Origin of the sequence: Mycobacterium paraffinicum (genome assembly GCF_025822865.1) — a bacterium.
Classification (GTDB): Bacteria; Actinomycetota; Actinomycetes; order Mycobacteriales; family Mycobacteriaceae; genus Mycobacterium; species Mycobacterium paraffinicum.
The window spans coordinates 59,670-80,925 of record NZ_JACKUR010000025.1 but is presented as its reverse complement, the minus strand read 5'-3'; the positions used below and the strand labels follow the sequence as shown (position 1 = coordinate 80,925).

The following is a 21,256-nucleotide window of genomic DNA, read 5'->3' as shown; positions in this document are numbered from 1 at the left end:
GGACGGTCGCGGTGGGATACTGCGAGAATGCCCACCACCGCATTGGACAACGTCGAGGATGTCGTGCGGCGACGGGGCGCCGACCTGGTTGAGCTGTCCCACGCCATCCACGCCGAGCCCGAGCTGGCGTTCGCCGAGCATCGCAGCTGCGCCAAGGCCCAGGCGCTGGTCGCCGAACGCGGTTTCGAGATCACCGCGGCCGCGGGCGGCCTGGACACCGCCTTTCGCGCCGACTTCGGCAGCGGGCCGCTGACCATCGGGGTGTGCGCCGAATACGACGCGCTGCCCGAGATCGGCCACGCCTGCGGCCACAACATCATCGCCGCATCGGCGGTGGGCACCGCGCTGGCGCTGGCCGAGGTGGCCGACGACCTGGGCCTGCGGGTGGCTCTGATCGGCACCCCCGCCGAGGAGGCGGGCGGCGGCAAGGCGCTGCTCTTGCAGGCCGGGGTGTTCGACGACGTCGCGGCGGCGGTGATGCTGCACCCCGGGCCCGCCGACATCGCGGCGGCGCGTTCGCTGGCGCTTTCGGAAGCGACCGTGCACTACCGTGGCAAGGAATCTCACGCCGCGGTCGCGCCGCATCAGGGGATCAACGCCGCCGACGCCGTGACCGTCGCGCAGGTGGCCGTTGGGCTGTTGCGCCAGCAGCTGGCGCCCGGCCAACTGGTGCACGGCATCGTCACCGACGGCGGCCAGGCGGTCAACGTCATCCCCGGCCACGCGACGCTGCTGTATGCCATGCGGGCGGTCGAGTCAGATTCGTTGAGACAGCTGGAGGGCAGGATGTACGCGTGCTTTGCCGCGGGTGCGCTGGCCACCGGTTGCGAGTACGAGATCGACAACCCGGCACCCCCCTACGACGAACTCAGGCCCGACGAGTGGCTGGCCGACGTCTTCCGCGACGAGATGCGCCGGCTCGGGCGCGAGCCGGTGGCCCGCGAGTTCGAAGCGGCGCTGCCCATGGGCAGCACCGACATGGGCAACGTGACGCATGTGCTGCCGGGGATCCATCCGATCGTCGGGGTCGACGCCGGCGGCGCCATGGTGCACCAGCGCGCCTTCGCCACGGCCGCCGCGAGCCCCAGCGCCGACCGGGCCGTCGTCGAGGGCGCGATCATGCTGGCCCGCACGGTGGTTCAGCTGGCCCAGACGCCGGCCGAACGTGACCGCGTGCTGGCCGCGCGGGAACGGCGGGCGCACGCATGAGCCTCGCCGACGCCGCCACCTCCTGGCTGGCCGCACACCACGACGACCTGGTCGAATGGCGCCGGCACATCCACCGCTACCCCGAGCTGGGCCGCCAGGAGTACGCCACCACCCAGTTCGTCGCCGAGCGGCTGGCCGACGCGGGGCTCAATCCCAAGGTGCTACCGGGCGGGACGGGACTGGTCTGCGATCTGGGGCCCGAACACGAACCGCGCATCGCCCTGCGGGCCGACATGGACGCGCTGCCCATGGCCGAGCGGACCGGCGCGCCCTACACGTCCACCATGCCCAACGTCGCGCACGCCTGCGGCCATGACGCCCACACCGCGATCCTGCTCGGCACCGCGCTGACCCTGGCGTCGGTGCCGGAGCTGCCGGTCGGGGTGCGGCTGATCTTCCAGGCCGCCGAGGAGCTGATGCCCGGCGGCGCGATCGACGCCATCGCCGCGGGCGCGATCACCGGGGTGTCGCGGATCTTCGCCCTGCACTGCGACCCCCGGCTCGAGGTCGGCCAGGTCGCGGTCCGGCACGGACCCATCACTTCGGCGGCCGACCAGATCGAGATCACCCTGCATTCCCCGGGCGGCCACACGTCCCGTCCGCACCTGACCGCCGACCTGGTCTACGGGCTCGGCACGCTGATCACCGGGCTGCCCGGCGTGTTGTCGCGCCGCATCGACCCGCGCAACGGCACCGTCCTGGTGTGGGGCGCGGTCAACGCCGGGGTGGCCGCCAACGCCATTCCGCAGAGCGGGGTGCTGGGCGGCACGGTCCGCACCGCCAGCCGGCAGACCTGGGTAGGCCTCGAGGAGATCATCCGCGAGACGGTGTCGGCGCTGCTGGCGCCGCTGGGGATCGACCACACGCTGCAATACCGGCGCGGCGTGCCGCCGGTGGTCAACGAGGACGTCTCGACCCGCATCCTCACCCACGCGATCGAGGCCATCGGCCCGGACGCGCTGGCCGACACCCGTCAGTCCGGCGGGGGCGAGGACTTCTCCTGGTACCTCGAGGAGATTCCCGGCGCGATGGCGCGCCTGGGCGTGTGGCCGGGCCAGGGACCGCAGCTGGATTTGCACCAGCCGACGTTCGACCTCGACGAGCGCGCCCTGGCGATCGGGCTGCGCGTGATGGTCAACATCGTCGAGCAGGCGGCCGCGTTCGCGCTGCCCTAGCTCGTGGCATGCACGACGTGGCCGACGATGTGTGCGTACGTTCGCCGGGTGAGGTCGGCCGCCGCGCTCATGATGTTGTAGCCGTGGTCGACGCCGGCCACCTCGTGGTACTCCGCCAATGCCCCTGCGGCGGCGAGCTTTTCGGCGTATCTGCGGGACTCGTCGCGAAGCCGATCGTGTTCGGCCGTCACGACCAGTGCCGGTGCGATGCCCGCGATTCCGTCTGCGTTGTCACCCCAGGCGGGAGAGGCGAGACGGTCGCGCCGCTGTGCCGGGTCGGGTACGTAAGCGGTGTCGAACACCTCACCCATCCACGGTTTCATGACCGCCCGGTCGCCGGCGCTGGACGGCTTGTCGCGGGTGGGCGTCACGAGGTCAAGCGGCGCGTAATGCAGCACCTGCAGCGCGATGCGGGGTCCGCCGTTCTCCAGCGCCAGCCGTGCCGCGGCGGCGCTGAGGTTGCCGCCGGCGCTCTGGCCGCCGACACAGAGCCGGCCGCCGTCCCAGTCGCGGGCGGGGGCGGCCGCCCAGCACACGATGTCGTAGACCTGATGGGGCGCTGCGGGAAAGCGGTGACGCGGCGCCAGCACATAGTCCGGGTTGACCACCACCACGCCCGCGTTCGCGGCGAGGTACCGGCACCACGGATCGTCCTGTTCGGGGTGCCCGACCACGAAGCCGCCACCGTGCACGTTGACGTAGACGGGCGGGTTCGCCGTGCCGGCCGGAGGGTGGTAGACGGTTGCCGACGCCGCGCCGTGCCGGGTGGGGATGGAGACCTCAGAGGTCTGGCTCCGGAATTCCGGAAAGCGCACGGCGGCCTTGGGGGCGGGGTTCACGATGGCCGCGAACGTGCGGGCCAGCGCGTCGGCGACGACTGGTGTGGACAGAATCGACACGGGCCTTAGGAGCCCGTTCCCGGGCCGATGTTGTGGGCCGGTCGAGTTCGCAGGTTGTGCACGTAATCGGCTGGCGCTCCGGCGATTTCGGCCGCATCGGCCATCACGCCCAGGTAGCGCGCGGACGGCAGCCCGCCCTCCCAGGCGTCGAGCACATACAGCCACGCCAGCACGGGGTCGGTGCTGGTGTCCGACGAGATGCGCTCCACCCGGCAGCGGATCTTCTTGTGCACCCCGAACTCGGAGCCCTCCCACCGGTCGAGGTTGTTCTCGTCGGCCGGGGTCATGTCGTACAGGACGACGAACACCTTGGAATTCGGATCTTCGACGACGGTGGCCAGCGCGCCTTCCCAGCCGATGTCCTCGCCCCCGAACGTCAAGCGCCACCCGTGCAACCAGCCCGTTCCGGCCATCGGCGAATGGGGTGCGCGCTTGAGCATCTGCTCAGGATCCATGTTCGACCCGTAGGCGGCGTAGAGCGGCACGGGGAAAGCTTAGACGTCACGGGCGCGAGCGGTCTTCTCCGAAGCGCTTCGCGGCCGCGCCTCCACCTGCGGGCTGGCGGGTCACCCCGCTAGGTTGGGGCTGTGGCGACCCGCATCGTGATCCTCGGTGGAGGCCCGGCCGGTTACGAAGCCGCGCTGGTGGCCGCCACCTCACACCCCGACACCACCCACGTCACGGTGATCGACACCGACGGGATCGGCGGCGCCGCCGTGCTGGACGACTGCGTGCCGTCCAAGACGTTCATCGCGTCGACCTGGCTGCGCACCGAGTTGCGCAGGGCGCCGCGGCTCGGCTTCGACATCGACATCGACGACGCCAAGATCTCGCTGCCGCAGATCCATGCCCGGGTCAAACAACTCGCCACCGAGCAGTCGGCCGATATCACCGAACAGCTGCTCGGCATGGGCGTGCACGTGGTCGCCGGGCACGGTGAGCTGATCGACCCCACGCCGGGGCTGGCCTGCCACCGCATCAAGGCGACCGCCCCGGACGGCACCGCCAGCGAGTACGAGGCCGACGTCGTGCTGATCGCGACGGGGGCCAGCCCGCGGGTACTGCCGTCCGCGCAGCCCGACGGCGAGCGGATCCTGACGTGGCGGCAGCTCTACAACCTGGAGGCGCTGCCCGAACACCTCATCGTGGTCGGATCGGGCGTCACCGGCGCCGAGTTCGTGCACGCCTACACCGAGCTGGGCGTCCCGGTGACGGTGGTCGCCAGCCGGGATCGGGTGCTGCCCTACGAGGACGCCGACGCCGCGTTGGTCCTGGAAGAGGCGTTCTCCGAGCGCGGCGTCGAGCTGGTCAAGAACGCCCGCGCCCAGTCGGTGACGCGCACCGACGCCGGCGTGCTGGTCACCCTGGCCGACGGGCGCACCGTCGAGGGCAGCCACGCCCTGATGACCATCGGGTCGGTCCCCAACACCGGCGGCCTCGGCCTGGACCGCGTCGGCATCGAGCTGGGCCGCGGCGGCTACCTGACCGTGGACCGGGTATCGCGGACCTCGGTGCCCGGCATCTACGCCGCCGGCGACTGCACCGGCCTGCTGCCGCTGGCCTCGGTGGCCGCCATGCAGGGCCGCATCGCGATGTATCACGCGCTCGGCGAGGGCGTCAGCCCGATCCGGTTGCGGACGGTCGCCGCGACGGTGTTCACCCGGCCGGAGATCGCCGCCGTCGGGGTGCCGCAAACGATGATCGACGACGGTTCGGTGTCGGCCCGCACGATCATGCTGCCGCTGCGCACCAACGCGCGGGCCAAGATGTCCGGGCTGCGACAGGGTTTCGTGAAGATGTTCTGCCGGAAATCCACCGGCGTGGTGATCGGCGGCGTGGTGGTGGCCCCGATCGCCTCGGAACTGATCCTGCCGATCGCCGTGGCCGTCCAAAACCGCATCACGGTCACCGAGCTGGCGCAGACGCTCGCCGTTTACCCCTCGCTGTCCGGTTCGATCACCGAGGCCGCTCGTCGGCTGATGGCGCACGACGATCTCGACTAGCCTTGGTCCGACACCGTCCTACTGGCGAGTAACCGACAGGAGTTTCCCGGTGAGGAGTCCTCTGCCGTGAGCAACCCGATACAGGCGCCCCAAAGCACACAGACCTGGGCGGCATCCACGTTGGGACCTCAGCAGCGCGCGCTGGCGTGGGAGCGACTCGGCGCCGAGCAGTTCGACGTCGTCGTCATCGGCGGCGGCGTGGTGGGCTCCGGTTGCGCGCTGGACGCCGCCACCCGCGGGCTCAAGGTGGCGCTGGTCGAGGCGCGCGATTTCGCGTCGGGCACCTCGAGCCGGTCGTCGAAGATGTTTCACGGCGGGTTGCGTTATCTCGAACAATTGGAGTTCGGGCTGGTGCGCGAGGCGCTTTACGAGCGGGAGCTGTCGCTGACCACCTTGGCGCCGCATCTGGTCAAGCCGATGCCGTTCTTGTTTCCACTGACCAATCGAGTGTGGGAGCGGCCCTACGTCGCCGCGGGCATCTTCCTTTACGACCGGATGGGCGGCGCGAAATCCGTTCCGGCGCAACGGCATCTGACCCGGGCCGGCGCGTTGCGGTTGAGTCCTGGCTTAAAGCGGACGTCCTTGATCGGTGGAATCCGCTACTACGACACCGTCGTTGACGACGCCCGGCACACCATGACCGTCGCGCGCACCGCCGCCCACTACGGCGCGGTGGTGCGGACCTCCACCCAGGTGGTCGCGATGCTGCGCGAGGGCGACCGGGTGACCGGCGTGCGGGTCCGCGACTCCGAGAACGGCGCCGTCACCGAAGTCCGCGGCCACGTCGTGGTCAATGCGACCGGGGTGTGGACCGACGAGATTCAGGCGTTGTCCAAGCAGCGTGGGCGATTTCAGGTGCGCGCGTCCAAGGGCGTGCACGTGGTGGTGCCGCGCGACCGCATCGTCAGCGACGTCGCCATCATCCTGCGCACCGAGAAATCGGTGATGTTCGTCATCCCGTGGGGCACGCACTGGATCATCGGCACGACCGACACCGACTGGAACCTGGACCTGGCCCACCCCGCGGCCACCAAGGCCGACATCGACTACATCCTGCAGACGGTCAACACCGTGCTGGCCATCCCGCTCACCCACGCCGACATCGACGGCGTGTACGCCGGGCTGCGGCCGCTCCTGGCCGGGGAGAGCGAGGAGACCTCCAAACTGTCGCGCGAGCACGCGGTGGCGGTGCCCGCGCCGGGATTGGTGGCCATCGCCGGCGGCAAGTACACCACCTATCGGGTGATGGCCGCCGATGCGATCGACGCCGCGGCCCAGTTCGTCCCGGCCCGCGTGGCGCCCTCGATCACCGAAAAGGTCAGCCTGCTGGGCGCCGACGGTTACTTCGCCCTGGTGAATCAGGCCGAACACGTTGCGGGGCTGCAAGGTTTGCATCCGTACCGGGTGCGGCATCTGCTGGATCGCTACGGTTCGCTGATCGGCGACGTGCTGGGTCTGGCGGCGGGAAACGCCGACCTGCTCAGCCCGATCAAGGAGGCGCCGGGCTACCTGAAGGTGGAGGCCCTGTACGCCGTCACCGCCGAGGGGGCGCTGCACCTCGAGGACATCCTGGCCCGCCGGATGCGCATCTCCATCGAGTACTCGCACCGCGGCGTGGACTGCGCCCGCGAGGTCGCCGACGTGGTCGCCCCCGTACTGGGCTGGAGTGCGGCGGACGTCGAGCGTGAGGTGGCGAACTACTCCGCGCGGGTGGAGGCCGAGATCTTGTCGCAGGCCCAGCCCGACGACGTGTCGGCGGACGAGCTGCGGGCGAGTGCCCCGGAGGCGCGCGCCGAGATCCTCGAGCCGGTGCCTTTGAATTGAGCGTGTGGTGAGGCCGGCGCCGCTGCCGGTGCGCGACGGGCTCGGCCCGGCGCGGGTGCGGCTGCGCGGCGGACCGGTCCTGGCCGAGCTGACCGAGCGGTTCGGCGCGCCCGCGCGGTCGAAAGTGCTGGCCGGGGAGGTGGTCGACGCCGACGGCGCGGTGGTCGACGAGGCCACGGCGCTGCCCGCCGGTGCCAGCGTGTTTCTGTACCGGGAGCTGCCTCACGAAGTTCCGGTGCCGTTCGGCATCCCGGTACTTCATCGCGACGCCGACATCGTGGTCGTCGACAAGCCGCACTTTCTGGCCACCATGCCCCGCGGCAGGCACGTGGCGCAGACGGCGCTGGTGCGGCTGCGCCGGGAGCTGGGCCTGCCCGAGCTGAGTCCCGCCCACCGGCTGGACCGGTTGACCGCGGGGGTGCTGCTGTTCACCGCCCGCCGCGAGGTGCGCGGCCCATACCAGACCATGTTCTCGCGGGGGCTGGTGCGCAAGACGTATCTGGCGCGCGCCCGCGTGGATCCGGCATTGGTGTTGCCGCGCGTGGTGCGCAGCCGGATCGTCAAGCGGCGCGGAGTTTTGCAGGCCGTCTGCGAACCCGGGGCGCCCAACGCGGAGACACTGGTGGAACTCGTTTCCCCGGACGGCCTGTACCGGCTGACCCCGCGCACCGGGCGCACCCACCAGCTGCGCGTCCACATGGCCGCCCTCGGCGTGCCGATCGACGGAGACCCGTTGTACCCCAACATCCTTGACGTGCCGGCCGACGACTTCAGCACGCCGCTGCGGCTGCTGGCGCAGCGCCTCGAGTTCGACGATCCGGTGACGGGTGCCCGCCGCGAATTCGTCAGCCGGCGATCGGGACCGTAGTTTCGCTCGGTCCGTCATGCCGATGGCTTGCCGGGCGCGCGCTCTAGGTGGACAGTCGTACTGAAACCTCGAACGCTTCGGAGGCGCCGATGGAAATCGTGCCGTCGGGCCCGGGCTTCGCAGCGGAGATATGTGGAGTCAGCATTCAGGACGTCGCGGTATCGGAGGCCGCGTATGCGGCGGTACGGGCGGCGTTCGAGGAGCATTCGGTCCTGGTGTTCCGCGATCAGGACGTCACCGATGAAGCGCAGCTTGCCTTTTCCCGCCGCTTCGGGCCGCTGGAGGTCACCAAGGTCGGTTCGGAGGGTCATGGCAGCAATCTCGTCATCCTCAAGACCCTCGACGAGGCGGGCAACGTGGTGCCCGAAGGCCACCGACTTGCCCTAGAGAACAAGGCCAACCAGCTTTGGCATACCGACAGCTCGTTCAAGCGCGTGCCGGCGCTCGCTTCGGTGTTGTCGTCGCGCGTCATTCCGGGGCATGGCGGTGAGACCGAGTACGTCTCTACCCGGCTCGCCTTCGAGCGCCTCGATGCCGCTTTGCAACGGCGGCTGGAAGAGTGCTTCGCCTGGCACGAGTACGCCTACTCGCGCGGCAAGATCGCGCCCGACCTGGCCGGCCCGGCCGAGCGCGCGGCGCTGCCGCCGCAATGCTGGCGTCTGGTGTGGCGGAACCCGGTTAATGGCCGCAAGGCGCTTTATTTGGCCTCGCACGCGTACGCGATCGAGGACATGGCGCCAGCAGCGGCGCGAGAGCTGATCGCCGGCCTGACCGAGGCAGCGACTGCCCGTGAGACCCGATTCGTGCACTCGTGGCGCGAGGGCGACGTGGTTATGTGGGATAACCGCGCGATCCTGCATCGCGGCCGGCCGTGGCCGGCGGGGGAGCCGCGCTTCATGGTGCGGAGCACGATTTCCGCGACGGCCGCGGACGGGCTGGAGGCCATGAGGTTGTCGTAGCCGGGTGGCATAATCGAACCTATGTTCGATTCAAGGGCGCCGTCGACCGAGGCGATCTCCGCGTTGGATGAGCTCTTCGAGCGGCGCTCCCGTCGGCGACGCACGAGTCGGCGGCGCTGCTCGAGCGGGTGTCGGGTTTGGCGCGGGCGGAGAATCGGGCGGCGGCCGGGCAGTTGGCGGCGATCGGGGAGTTGTTCGCCTACCGGTTGTCGCGGTGTGCGGAGTGTGAGGAATGGGCGGTGGATACCGAGGCGGCGGTGGCTGCCGAGGTGGCCGCGGAGTTGCGGATCAGCCAGGGGTTGGCGGCCAGCCGGGTGCGCTATGCGCGGGCGCTGCGCGAGCTGCTGCCCCGGGTGGCCGGGGTCTTCGCCGCTGGGGATATCGATCTTCGGATGGTGCAGACGCTGGTGTATCGCACCGATCTGATCACCGATCCCAGCGTGGTGGCGGCCGTGGATGCGCAATTGGCGGCCACGGTGGCGCGCTGGCCGTCGATGACCCCGGCGCGGTTGGGCGCCCAGGTGGACCGGATCGTCGCGAAGGCTGATGCGGATGCGGTGCGGCGGCGCCGCGAGCGCGCGGCCGGGCGCGAGGTGTGGATCGGTGACATGGGCGAGGGGTTGGCCCGCATCGAGGGTGTGGTGTGCAGCCCGGATGCTGCCATCCTGGATGCGCGGCTGGATGCGCTGGCGGCCACGGTGTGTGAGCACGATCCGCGCACCCGCGAGCAGCGCCGCGCCGATGCGCTGGGGGTGCTGGCCGCGGGGGCCGACAGGCTGGGCTGCCGCTGCGGGCGGCCCGACTGCGCCGTGGGCACCCGCCCGGCGACCGGTGCGGTGGTGATTCACGTCATCGCCGAGCAAGCCACCGTCGACGGCACTCGTGAGGCGCCGGGCTGCCAGCTGGGCGCCGAGGGGTTGATCCCACCCGAGCTGGTGGCCGACTTGGCCGCCGCGGCCAAGCTGGTGCCGCTGGTGCACCCCGGCGACGCGCCGCCCGAGCCGGGCTATGTGCCATCCCAAGCGTTGGCCGATTTCGTGCGGTGCCGGGATTTGACCTGCCGCTGGCCGGGCTGTGATTGCCCGGCGGTGGCTTGCGACATCGACCACACCATTCCCTACAGCGTCGGTGGGTGCACCCATGCGAGCAAGCTCAAGTGCTACTGCCGCACCCATCATTTGGTGAAAACGTTCTGGGGCTGGACCGAAAAGCAATTGGCCGACGGCACCCTGATCTTGACCTCTCCCGCGGGGCGCACTACGTCACCACCCCGGGCAGTGCGCTGCTGTTTCCCAGCCTGTGCCGGTCCACCGGGATGATCGCGGCCCCCGAGGTCGATCCCCCGCCGCCCGACTACTGCGGTCAGCGCACCGCGATGATGCCCAAGCGCCGCCGCACCCGCGCCCACGACCGCGCCACTCGGATCGCCGTCGAGCGTCGACACAACCGCGACGCCCGCACCCTCCGGCGCGCCGAGTCGATGAGCTACCGCGGGCCGGCTCCACCCGACGGCGATGACGATCCGCCACCGTTTTGACGAGCCATCATCGGCCTTACCTGGAAGCGACGGCGAACAGGCGCCATTCGCTCCCGCGAAGCTCTTCCTGGGATCGGTAGCGATCCGGTCATTGTCTGCTGTTTCCGGCGGCGCGAGCGGATACTGATCCCACAGCGTCGAGGAAGGCGCGAAGCGATGTCGAAGAAATACAAGGTCAGGAAGGCCATCACCCGGGCGCTGCTGTCCGGCGGCGTGGCGGTGGCCGGTCTCGGCCTGGCCGCGGGCACGGCCCAGGCGGAGCGCGGTGTCGCCCCGCAAGTGATCGGCCCATTGCCCCTGGACAACTTCACCGTCCCGCACGACTGGTGCCCGGGACAACCGTTGCCGATGCCCGATGTCCGGTGGGATATGGGCGTCTGCCACCACTGGTACTGGGTCCCCGTCGGCGGGATGGGCAACGTCGGCCAGTTCGTGTGGGAGGGCGACGCGCCCCGCCGGCCGCTAGGTCCGCCGCCTTGCTACGGAGCACCCATCTGCTTGCCCGGCCTGTAGCGCAATCTTCCGGGCCCCTCTTCGAAGTGCCGACGCCGGCTAATACTTTGGCTACCCTAAGGTCGCCGGTATATCGTTCTCACGGTCCGGAACTCGACGGGAAGGATGCGGGCGGCACCTTTGGGGGGTGAATGTTCAATGTTTCCGGTCTCTTTGCAATTTGGTCATCGAAATTTTCCGGCCGCGTACCCGGCGTAGACAATGTGAGATGTGATGGACTTATTCGCGCCACCCGAGGTCACCTCGACGCTCATCCATTCCGGTCCCGGGGCGGGTTCGCTGATCGAGGCCGCTGGCGCTTGGCAGAACCTGGGCGTCGAGTTGGAAAATTCGGTTGCCGTGTATGCGTCCGCGTTGTCGTCGTTGATCGATTCGTGGGACGGCCCGTCGTCGATGGCGATGCTCCAGGCCGTACAGCCCTACCTCATCTGGCTGCGCACCACCGCGCAGCAGGCCCAGCAAATGGCCACCTCGGCAGAGTCCGCCGCGGTGGCATTCACCGCCGTCCGCTCGGCGGTGGTGCACCCCTCCGTCGTCGCCGCCAACCGGACGCGGCTGGCGCAGTTGCTGGCCACCAACCGGTTCGGGCAGAACACCGCGGCGATCGCCGCGACCCAGGACGAATACCAGACCATGTGGGCGAACAATTCCGCGGCGATGACGCGATATCAGGCGGCGTCGTCACAAGCGACCACGTCGTTGTCGCAATTCAATTCGCCGCTCGCCATCTCGAACCCGACGGGCACGCTCAACCAAAACGCCGCGGTGTCTAATGCTTCCTTGCTCAGCTCGGCCTCGAGCACGGGCAACATCATCGACTCGCTCGGCGTCACCCCGTTCGACCCCAACGCCGGCTGGTTCAGTTATTGGAGCACCTGGGGCAACCAGTTCATCTCCTCCGGGTTCCCGATCAACCTGCTCAGCTACCTGGCGCAGAACACCTCGGCCCAGGCGCTGCAAGGCGTGGGCAGCGACATCGGGCTGGGGCTCTCGGAGGGCGAGGGGGCGCTGGCGTCGTCGGTGACCAGGCTGGCCAGTGCCCTGCAAGCCGCACCCGGCGGCGCGGCCGCAGGGGCGATGGGGGTTGGTGTTTCGCTGGGCAAGCTGACCGCCCCGCCCGCAGTGGTGGGCCTGCTGCCGGCGACGCAGACTCCGGTGCAACTCGCATCGTCAGTGTCGCCCCTGCCCGCCGACGCCGGGCTCACCGGCATGCCGCTCATGCCGATGATGGCGCCGGCCACCAACTCGGCGGGCAGCGGTTGGCGCAAGCGCAAGCAACAGAAGTTTGAGGACCTTGAATACGGGGCGGAACTCCCGAAGAAGGTGATTCACCGACCGCCAAGCGGGGGATGAGAGCCGATGACGCCTCCCCACTCCGGAAGTCGCTTCTCGCCGCCGGATAGGTTCATCGCGGCGCAAATACTCTGTCGCGCAAGCAAAGTGGTCGTGCCCATCGCGTTCGGTTGGGCGAGACGTGATTGATTTCGGGCTGCTGCCGCCCGAGATCACTTCGGCGCTGATCCACTCCGGACCCGGCGCCTGGTCGATGATCGAAGCGGCCGGCGCGTGGCAGGAGCTCAGCGCCGAACTGGAGGCGGCGGCAAGCAGCTATACCGCGGAGCTGGCGTCGCTGGCGGGGACGTGGCAGGGTCCGTCCTCGGTGGCGATGGCCCAGGCCTTCCAGCCCTACCTGGCCTGGTTGCGGACCACCGCGGCGCAATGCCAGCAAATCGCCGCATCGGTCGAAACCGTCACGGCCGCATTCGAATTGACCCATTGGACGGTGGTGCATCCCTCCGTCGTCGCCGCCAACCGGGCGCGGTTGGCGATGTTGCTGGCCACCAACTTCTTCGGTGTCAACGCTCCGGCCATCGCCGAGACCGAAGCCGAGTACAACGCCATGTGGGTCAACAACTCGGCGGCGATGTATCGCTACGGCGCGACCTCGCTGAACGCGGTCAAGCTCTCGCCACTCTCGGCGCCGCCGCCCGTCGCCAACCCCTCTGGCGTCTCCACCCAGGCCTCGCTGGTGCCCGCCGCCAACGCGCTGGCTTCGACCGATACGGCGTCGATCATCGACGCGCTCGGCGTCACTCCCTTCGATCCCCAGTCGGGCTGGTTCTTCTACAACAGCACATGGGGCTGGCAGTTCATCGCCGGCGGCTTCCCCGTCAACCTGCTCAGCTACCTGGCGCAGCTCAATGCGGCCCAGGCGCTTTCAGGTGTCAGCGCCGACATCGGCCAGGGGCTGGCAGAGGGCGGGGCCGCCCTGGCGTCGGCGGATGCCAGCCTGATGAACGCCCTCGGTTCCGGGGCGCTGGCGCCCCGGGGCGCGCTGGGCGTTTCCGTGCTGGTGGGCAAGCTGAGCATGCCGCCCGCGACGGTGGGGATGCTGCCCGGCGCGCAGCCGCCGGTGCAGCTCGCCTCGGCGATCTCCCCGCTTCCGCCGGGGGCGGGGCAGACCCCCGCCGTGCCGGTGGCGCCGATGCGGCCGCCGGTGGGTGGCAAGGGTGGCCGGGGCGACGGGCGCGACTACGAGGACATCGAAATCGGCGCGGAGCTGCCCGGCACCGTCATGAAACGGCCGCCTTCAGCGGGATAGCTTGTCCGCCAAGGCATCCCGGCCATCTGGCTTTCGCTCGCCGGGTTCGTCCTCGGCGAGGGTGAAATAGCTTTCCTCCTCCTGCAGGAAATGCAGGCGTAGCAGGGCATGCAACCCGTATAGGCAGGCGAGCAGGTCGTCGAGCTGGTCAGCGCCGATCGTCCCGCTGCTCTGGGCCAAGGCCAGATGTGCGCCGATCCGGTCGGAGAGCCGTTGGATCTCGGCGTGGGTGCGGCTCATGGGGGCGGTCGCTTCGGTGGTGCCCAGCGGATGGGCCAGCGCGGGATAGAGCTGCGTCTCCTCGGCCTGCTCGTGCGGGATGATGCGCTCGGTGAGCACGGCGTGCGCGCGGCTGATCGCCTCCAGCGCCGACTGGTCGGGCGCGGCGGCCAACTGGTCGGCGGCGTCGCGCAGCAGGTCCACGGCGTCGCGCAGCTCGTCGTGTTCGGCGTCGAAGCGGCGCAACATCTGCTCGGTCGACGCAGGGAGGTCGACCTCGATGTCCGGGTTGCCGCGCAGGGCGCGCAGCGCGTTGAGGATCACGGCGACGTCGATGCCTTCCTGCACCAGTGCGCCGACGGCCGGTGGGAGCCAACCGATGGCGGCGACGGCCATCGCCGCCAGCGACAGGACCATGCCGACGACCGCGCTCTGCACGGCGATGCGTCGCGACCAGCGGGCGATGTCCATCGCGTCGGCGAGCCGCTCCAGCCGATCGGTGGTCAACACGATGCCGGCGGCCTCCGAGGACGCGGTGGCACCGCGGGCGCCCATCGCCACGCCGACCGTGGCCGCTGCCAGCGCGGGTGCGTCGTTGACCCCGTCGCCGACCATCACGGTCACCGCACGCTCCCGCTCGGTGCGCACGGCGGCCACCTTGTCGGCCGGGCTCTGTTCCGCGTACACCTCGTCCAAGCCCAGCACGACGGCGACCTCGCGGGCGGGTTCGGCGCGGTCTCCGGTCAGCATGACCAGTCGGTTCAGCCCGGCTTCGCGTAACCGGCGCAGCGTTCGCGGCGCATGGCGGCGCAACGGGTCACGCAGCAATACCGCGCCAGTCGGCCGCCCGTCCGCGCAGACCCAGGCGATCGCGGCGCCGTCCAGCAGGGCGCGATTGACCACCGCGCGGGCCCATTCCGCGGTCGCGGTGTCGTGCGAGAGTTTGCCGACATGGACCCGCCGTCCGTCCAGGGTGGCGGTGACGCCCCGGCCCGGTTCCTCGACCACCTCGGTGGGTAGCGACAGCGGCAGGCCGCGGGCCCGCGCCGCGGTGACGATCGCCTCGGCCAGCACGTGTGGAGACATCTGATCCACCGAGGCGGCCACCCGCAGGATCTCGAGCGCATCGCGGCCGGGCGCGGCCGCGACGTCGATGACGACGGGACACCCCATGGTCAGGGTGCCGGTTTTGTCCATCACCAAAGTCGTTGCGTGGCCGAGGTTTTCCAGAGCGCCACCGCTGCGGATGACCACGCCGCGCCGCGACGCCCGCGACAGCCCGGACACGATCGCGACCGGCGCCGCGAGCAACAGCGGGCATGGCGTCGCCACCACCAGCACCGCCACCGCCCGCACCGGTGACCCGCCGGCGAGCCAGGCCGCCCCGGCCACCAGCAGCGTCAACGGCAAGAACCATGCCGCGTACCGGTCGGCCAGCCGCACCACCGGCGCGTTCTCCGCCCCGGCCTCCGCGGCCAGGCGGACGATCTGCGCGTAGGTGCTGTCGGCGGCGGTGGCGGTGGCGTGAATCTCAAAGGCGCTGCCCGCGTTGACAACCCCGCTGCGCACCGGCTCGCCCACGCCGCGCTCCACCTGCAGCGGTTCGCCGGTCAGGACCGATTCGTCCAGCACCGCGACCACGCCGGAAATGCGCCCGTCCACGGGCACCACTTCGCCCGGGCCCACCACGAGCAGATCGTTGACCGCCACCTCGTCCAGCGCGATCACGTCCACCGCCGACCCGACGCGGCGGCGGGCGAATCGCGGCGCGTGTTCCAGCAGCGCGCGCAGATCGTGGGACGCGCGGCGTTCGGCCGCGGCCTCCAGCGCCCGCCCGCCGGCCAGCATGACCGCGATCAGCGCGCCCGCGAGATACTCGCCCACCAGCAACGTGCCGACCAGCGACAACACGGCGATCAGATCGACCCCGAATCGGCCCCGCCGCAGTGCGGCCAGCACCCACACCACCGCGGGGACCACCGCCACCACCGTGCCCGCGATCCAGCAGCCGTCGGCGACCCGCGGCGCCCCGGCAAGCCAGGCGATCCCCCCGGCCGCCAACGCGACGACGGTCACCGCGGCAAGGATCGGCTCGACCCACTGAGCGGGCCGCGACCAACCCCGGCGTGCCATAGCGCCCATGCGTCCCAGCGTGGTCCCGCGTTCCCAAATGGGCTAGGGCCGGATGGACGCGGATTGAGGACTCAGGTCACTAGAAGGCCGGCCGCCCTCTGGCGAGCATGGAGACGTGACTGAGATATCTACGCCGGGGTCCATCCCGATCTCCACCATCACCGGTGACCCCGTGGCCCGCGTCCCGGCCGACGCCACGATCGCCGACGCCGCCAGGGCCATGGTGACCTGCGATGTGGGAGCCGTCGTGATCGGCGACGAGGCACGGCCGGTCGCGCTGGTGAGCGAGCGCGACATCGTGCGGGCGGTAGCCGCCGGGCGAAACCTCGCCACCGCACCGGTCTCCGACGTGGCCAGCACCAAACTGGTGTGGTGTGACACCGAAGCGTCGGTCGACCAGGTCGCCGCCCGGATGATGGACCGCTACATCCGGCACGTCCTGGTGGAGCGCGACGGCGCGCTGGTCGGCATCGTGTCGGCGCGCGACCTGCTGGGCGTCTACACGGATTTCGATTCTTGAAATCCCGGGCGGTGGCCGCGTTGGTCGGCGGGAGCCTGGCCGGACTGACGGGGTGGGATCTTCTGCAGCGCCGTCACACCATCCTGCGCAACTTCCCGATCATCGGGCACCTGCGGTTCCTGCTGGAAGCCGTGGGCCCGGAACTGCGCCAGTACATCGTCACGGACAACGACGCGGAGCGGCCGTTCAGCCGCGACCAGCGCCGCTGGGTGTACACGTCGTCGAAGCTGGCCAATCGGTACTTCGGCTTCGGCACCGACAACGACCTGGAACGGGTGCACAACTATCCGATCATCAAGCACGCGGCGTTCCCCGTCGCGGCGCCGGTGGGCGAACCCGAGCACCCCGACCCGGCGGTGCCGTTGCCGGCGGCCAAGGTGCTCGGCGGCGCGCGGGGGCGCGCCAAAGCCTTCCGCCCGTCGTCGGTGGTCAACATCTCCGGGATGAGCTTCGGCGCGCTCGGCGGTGCGGCCGTCACCGCTCTGAACAAGGGCGCGGCCATCGCCGGCGCCTTGCACACCACCGGCGAGGGCGGGGTGTCGCCGTATCACCTGGGTGGCGGCGACCTGGTCTGGCAGATCGGCACCGGCTACTTCGGTTGCCGCGACGACGACGGCCGCTTCAGCCTGCCCCGGCTGATCGATCGGGTGGCGGCCACGCCGGCGATCCGCGCCATCGAGATCAAGCTCAGCCAGGGCGCCAAGCCGGGCCTGGGCGGCGTGCTGCCGGGCGCCAAGGTCACCGCCGAGATCGCCGCCATCCGCGGTGTTCCGGTCGGGGTGGACTGCAGGAGCCCCGCCGGCCATTCCGCGTTCCGTGACGTCGACGGGCTGTTGGAGCTGGTGGAGACCATCGCCGCCGAGACGGGCCTGCCGGTCGGCATCAAGTCGGCGGTCGGGGAGGAACGGTTCTGGTGTGGCCTGGCCGCGCGCATGGCCCGCACCGGGACGGGCGTCGACTTCGTGACCGTCGACGGCGGCGAGGGCGGCACCGGGGCCGCCCCGCTGGTGTTCAGCGACCACGTCGCCCTGCCGTTCAAATGGGCGCAGCCCCGGGTCTACCGGGCCTTCGCCGAGCACGGGCTGCACCACGACGTGGTCTTCGTCGGGTCGGGCAAGCTGGGCATCCCGGAGAACGCGCTGCTGGCGCTGGCCACCGGCTGCGACATGATCAACGTCGGCCGAACCGCCATGTTCTCCATCGGCTGCATTCAGGCCCAGCGCTGCCACACCGGCCGCTGCCCCTCGGGCGTGGCCACCCAGTCGCCTTGGCTGCAGCACGGCCTCGACCCGGACCTGAAGTCGGTACGCTGCGCCAACTACCTCGCCACCCTGCGCTTCGAGCTGCTGCAGCTGGCCCGCACCTGCGGCTACGTCCACCCGGCGCTGGTGCCGCTGGAAGCCATCGAACTTCTCGACATCGACATGAAAACGGTGCGGGTCAACGAATTGTTGGGCTACCAGCCCGACTGGGGACTGCCGAGCCGGGCGGACATGGAGGCGATCACGACCGTGATGTCCGGTGGCGCAAGATGAGCTTGCGGATCTCGCTGACCCACAGGACCGAGCTGGCCATGGCCACGCACACCAGCCATTGGCTCGGGGACAGCGGCGTGGTGGTGAAGGCGGTGTTGAGGACCGGCAGCTGAACGACGGCCACCTGCAGCAGCGCCGATAACCCGATCGCCGCCCACAGCCAGCGGTTGGCGAAAAACCGGTGGAACGCGGTCCGCGTCTCGGAACGGGCGTTGATGGTGTTGATCAGCTGCGCGATCACCAGCACGGTGAAGCCCGCGGTGCGGGCGGTGTCCAGGGACGACGGCAGGGGCCCGCCGGGCGCGTACAGGTGGATCGTGACGAGGGTGGCGGCCGCCACGGCCGCGCCGATCACGACGATGTTGTTCCACATCCGGCCGTCGATGACCCGGTCCGACGCCGAGCGCGGTGGCAGGTTCATGACCTCGTCGGCGTGTGGGTCGACGCCCAGCGCCAGGGCCGGCGCGCCGTCGGTCAGCAGGTTGATCCACAGAATCTGCGTGGCCAACAGCGGCAGCGCGACGGTGTGGCCCTGCGACAGGCCGATCGCGCCGGCCAGCACGACGCCGAAGAAGACGGTGAAGATTTCGCCCATGTTGGAGGAGAGCAGGTAGCGCAGGGTTTTCTTGATGTTCGAGAAGATGCCCCGGCCCTCGCGAATGGCCTGGACGATGGTCGCGAAGTTGTCGTCGGCGAGAATCATGTCCGCAGCCTCCCTGGCGACCTCGGTGCCGCTTCGGTCCATCGCGATGCCGATGTCGGCCGCCTTCAGCGCGGGCGCGTCGTTGATCCCCTCGCCGGTCACCGCGACGATCTCATGCTCGGCCTGCAGCGCGTCGATGATGCGCTGCTTGTCCGCAGGACTCACCTGGGTGTACTGCGAGTGCAGCCGCACCGTTTCGCGCAGCTGCTCGTCATCCAGGGTCGCCAGTTGAGTGCCGGACACGGCCGACTCGCGATCTTCGATACCCAACTTCCGGGCGATGCGCGCCGCGGCTTGGGGATGGTCGCCGGTGATCATCACGACCCTCACCCCGGCCCGCCGGGCCTCGGCGATCGCCGCCGCCGCCTCCGGTCGGGGCGGGTCGGTGATGCCCACCATGCCCAGGTAGACCAGGTGTCCATCGGACCGGCAGGCGACCGCCATGGCGTGCAGGGCATCGAGCCTGAGCCGCTCGGCTGCGCTTCGAATCGTGGCCCGTGTCGCGTCGTCGAGCGGAGCCACCCGATCACCGGCCCGCAGGTGCGTGCAGTGGCCGAGCACCTCGTCGGGGTCACCCGTCGTCACGTCCGCCGGAGTGGGGCGGGGCCCGCCGCCGAGCTTCTTGTGGGCCACCAGGAAGGCCGCTTCGACGGGGTCGCCCCGGATCGTCCACCGCCCGTCGTCCGCTTCGAGGGTGGCGTGGGCGGCCGCGGCGCCCCCGTCGACCACCAGCGCGGCCTGCCGCCACAGGCCGTCGCCCTCGTCCAGCGCCGCCCCGCCACGCTCGAGGTGCCCCTCGGGCCGGTATCCGGCACCGGTGACTCTTACCTCCCCGAGGGGGGTGACGACCCGCACGATCGTCAGCTCCCCGGTGGTGAGGGTGCCCGTCTTGCCCGAGCACACCACCGACGCCGACCCCAGGGTCTCGGCGGACGACAGCTGTTTGACGACGGCGTTCTGCGCCGCCATCCGCCGCATGCCCAGCGCGAGTACGACCGACATGATGGCGGGCAGCCCTTCCGGCACGGCCGCCACGGCCAGCGATACGCCCAGCAGCGCCGCCGTCACCACGTCGTGGGCGGTCCGCATGCCGAAGACCAGGAGAATCGTCGCGATCACGACGACGGCGATCACCAGCACCGCGATCCCCAGCAGCCGGCTGGCCCGGGCGACCTCACGCTGCAACGGTGTCGGCTCATGGTCGGCGATGCGTACCAGGCCGGCGATCTGCCCGGTCTGGGTCGCCATGCCCGTGGCCGTCACCACCGCCCGCCCGACGCCCGTGCTGACCGCGGTGCCCTTGAACACCATGTCCGCTCTGTCCCCGAGCGCCGATGGCTCCGCCAGCGTCCGGGCGTCCTTGAGCACCGGCTCACTCAGGCCGGTCAGCGCGGCCTCGGAGACCTCCAGCCCCGCGGCCGAGAGCAGCCGCGCGTCGGCCGCCACGGCGTCGCCCTCGGCGAGCAGCAGCACGTCGCCGGGCACCACCTCGCTCGCGGGAACGGTGCGCCGCGCGCCACCGCGCAGCACGGTCGCCGAGGTAGCGGCCATCCGCGCCAACGCGCTGACCGCGCGCTCCGCACGGGTCTCCTGCGCGTAGCCCAGAAGCGCGTTCAGGACGAGGATCACCGCGATCACCACCGCGTCGACGGGCCAGCCGCCGGCCCCCTCGACAACCCAGACCGCGAGGGAGGCGACCAGCGCGGCGAGCAGCAGGTAGATCAGGGGGCTGCGAAACTGCGCCAGCAGCTTCCGGTAGGCCGGTGGCGGCGGAACGCTCTCGATATCGTTCGCGCCGACGACGGCGAGCCGGCGGGCGGCTTCCTCGGCGGTCAGCCCGAGTTCGGCGTCGGTACACAGCTTTTCGACGACGGCGGTGGCGTCGAGGAGCGCGGGGTCGGGGTCGATCAGCGCGGCATCCACCGAACGCGCTCAGCCGCTCAGGCGTGGCTCGCCGGCAGCACCGACGGGGCTTCTCTGCGGGACTCCATCATGCGGTTGCGAACGATGTGTTCGACGAGGATCGGCACGAACGTCTGGACGGGCGCGTCGACGAACTGCTCGGCGGCCTCCTCGGACCAGCGCTTGATCTGCGCGGTCCGTTGCTCGTCGCCGAGCCCCCCATGGCGGGCCAGCTTGTCGGCAACGTCGGCCACGGATCGCGCCACGGTTGACCGGCTGCGCGACGGAACCCCGTCGTCGGCGGGCACCCGCGCCTGCTCCAGCGCCTGACGGGCCACCTCTTCGCCGGCATCCGGGCGGATGACGTGCAGGGTGAGGTGGTGGCCGTTCTCCCCGATCAGGATGACGCTGGACGGCTCGTCGCTGGTGAAGGCCAGCAGTTCGACCGTGTGGCCGCCGATCTGCACCAGCGCGGGGGTGTCCTGCCAGCCGTTGCGGCGATAGCCCACCATCACGACCGGGCCCAGCCGCTCGGACACCGCGGTCAGCAGGCCCGGCAACTCGTCGAGCAGGTTCGTCGTTCGCGGCCACCAGGCACCGTCGATGTGCTCCGATACGGACCGATAGGGCTTGAGCTGTAAGCGATTTTGCATGT

The 21,256-nt window shown here is 70.5% G+C and carries 16 protein-coding genes and 1 pseudogene; 12 read left to right on the top strand and 5 right to left on the bottom strand.

Translation table 11 applies throughout. The features are described 5' to 3' along the window. The first annotated feature begins 27 nt into the window (after window positions 1-27). Both H7J89_RS14855 and H7J89_RS14850 read left to right on the top strand, forming a co-directional pair. Window positions 28-1,209, top strand: a complete 1,182-nt coding sequence (locus tag H7J89_RS14855; RefSeq protein WP_264044444.1) for a M20 family metallopeptidase — start codon at window positions 28-30, stop codon at window positions 1,207-1,209. After that, entirely contained in the window at window positions 1,206-2,384 is a 1,179-nt protein-coding gene (locus tag H7J89_RS14850) for an amidohydrolase (RefSeq protein WP_264044443.1), read from the top strand. Before H7J89_RS14855 ends, H7J89_RS14850 begins: the two co-directional genes overlap by 4 nt. On the opposite strand, the gene H7J89_RS14845 is transcribed toward H7J89_RS14850, so the two are convergent. Further along, on the bottom strand, window positions 2,381-3,199 hold the full coding sequence (locus H7J89_RS14845) for an alpha/beta hydrolase (protein WP_264044848.1): 819 nt from the start codon (window positions 3,197-3,199) through the stop codon (window positions 2,381-2,383). The two genes, H7J89_RS14850 and H7J89_RS14845, sit on opposite strands and share 4 nt — an antisense overlap. 89 nt (window positions 3,200-3,288) lie before the next feature. Further along, window positions 3,289-3,768: a gamma-glutamylcyclotransferase family protein gene (locus H7J89_RS14840; protein ID WP_067742751.1), complete on the bottom strand. Its 480-nt coding sequence runs from the start codon at window positions 3,766-3,768 to the stop codon at window positions 3,289-3,291. Window positions 3,769-3,870: 102 nt separating this feature from the next. Between H7J89_RS14840 and H7J89_RS14835 the strand changes: the two genes are divergently transcribed. The 8 genes and pseudogenes from H7J89_RS14835 (at window position 3,871) to H7J89_RS14800 (ending at window position 13,589) form a co-directional block, all read left to right on the top strand. Further along, on the top strand, window positions 3,871-5,286 hold the full coding sequence (locus H7J89_RS14835; RefSeq protein ID WP_264044442.1) for an NAD(P)H-quinone dehydrogenase: 1,416 nt from the start codon (window positions 3,871-3,873) through the stop codon (window positions 5,284-5,286). A 66-nt stretch (window positions 5,287-5,352) separates the two neighbouring features. Continuing rightward, a complete protein-coding gene (locus tag H7J89_RS14830) occupies window positions 5,353-7,110 on the top strand; it encodes a glycerol-3-phosphate dehydrogenase/oxidase (RefSeq protein WP_264044441.1) in 1,758 nt (585 codons plus the stop codon). A gap of 7 nt (window positions 7,111-7,117) precedes the next feature. After that, the gene (locus tag H7J89_RS14825) at window positions 7,118-7,978 is read left to right on the top strand and encodes a pseudouridine synthase (RefSeq protein ID WP_264044847.1); all 861 of its coding nucleotides are present in this window, start codon (window positions 7,118-7,120) and stop codon (window positions 7,976-7,978) included. Window positions 7,979-8,067: 89 nt separating this feature from the next. Continuing rightward, window positions 8,068-8,937, top strand: coding sequence for a TauD/TfdA dioxygenase family protein (locus tag H7J89_RS14820; RefSeq protein WP_264044440.1), 870 nt, complete (start codon window positions 8,068-8,070; stop codon window positions 8,935-8,937). Between the two features lie 21 nt (window positions 8,938-8,958). Then, window positions 8,959-10,474 (top strand): annotated as a pseudogene (locus H7J89_RS14815) (HNH endonuclease signature motif containing protein). Window positions 10,475-10,630: 156 nt separating this feature from the next. Then, window positions 10,631-10,987: a hypothetical protein gene (locus H7J89_RS14810; RefSeq protein WP_264044439.1), complete on the top strand. Its 357-nt coding sequence runs from the start codon at window positions 10,631-10,633 to the stop codon at window positions 10,985-10,987. Window positions 10,988-11,200: 213 nt separating this feature from the next. Continuing rightward, entirely contained in the window at window positions 11,201-12,340 is a 1,140-nt protein-coding gene (locus H7J89_RS14805) for a PPE family protein (protein ID WP_264044438.1), read from the top strand. Between the two features lie 124 nt (window positions 12,341-12,464). Then, window positions 12,465-13,589: a PPE family protein gene (locus H7J89_RS14800; RefSeq protein WP_264044846.1), complete on the top strand. Its 1,125-nt coding sequence runs from the start codon at window positions 12,465-12,467 to the stop codon at window positions 13,587-13,589. On the opposite strand, the gene H7J89_RS14795 is transcribed toward H7J89_RS14800, so the two are convergent. Then, entirely contained in the window at window positions 13,578-15,941 is a 2,364-nt protein-coding gene (locus H7J89_RS14795; protein WP_264044845.1) for a heavy metal translocating P-type ATPase, read from the bottom strand. The genes H7J89_RS14800 and H7J89_RS14795 overlap by 12 nt on opposite strands. Before the next feature lie 115 nt (window positions 15,942-16,056). Here H7J89_RS14795 and H7J89_RS14790 point away from each other — a divergent pair, with 115 nt between their 5' ends. Both H7J89_RS14790 and H7J89_RS14785 read left to right on the top strand, forming a co-directional pair. Further along, window positions 16,057-16,461 carry a CBS domain-containing protein gene (locus H7J89_RS14790; protein ID WP_264044437.1) on the top strand — a complete coding sequence of 135 codons (405 nt, stop codon included), beginning with the start codon at window positions 16,057-16,059 and terminating at the stop codon, window positions 16,459-16,461. After that, window positions 16,458-17,996 (top strand): FMN-binding glutamate synthase family protein, encoded by a 1,539-nt coding sequence (locus tag H7J89_RS14785; protein ID WP_264044436.1) that lies wholly within the window; start codon window positions 16,458-16,460, stop codon window positions 17,994-17,996. Before H7J89_RS14790 ends, H7J89_RS14785 begins: the two co-directional genes overlap by 4 nt. Here the strand turns inward: H7J89_RS14785 and H7J89_RS14780 are convergent. Beyond that, window positions 17,965-20,622: a cation-translocating P-type ATPase gene (locus H7J89_RS14780; RefSeq protein WP_264044435.1), complete on the bottom strand. Its 2,658-nt coding sequence runs from the start codon at window positions 20,620-20,622 to the stop codon at window positions 17,965-17,967. The genes H7J89_RS14785 and H7J89_RS14780 overlap by 32 nt on opposite strands. A gap of 17 nt (window positions 20,623-20,639) precedes the next feature. Next, window positions 20,640-21,254 (bottom strand): DUF5994 family protein, encoded by a 615-nt coding sequence (locus H7J89_RS14775; protein WP_264044434.1) that lies wholly within the window; start codon window positions 21,252-21,254, stop codon window positions 20,640-20,642. Between the last annotated feature and the right edge of the window lie 2 nt (window positions 21,255-21,256).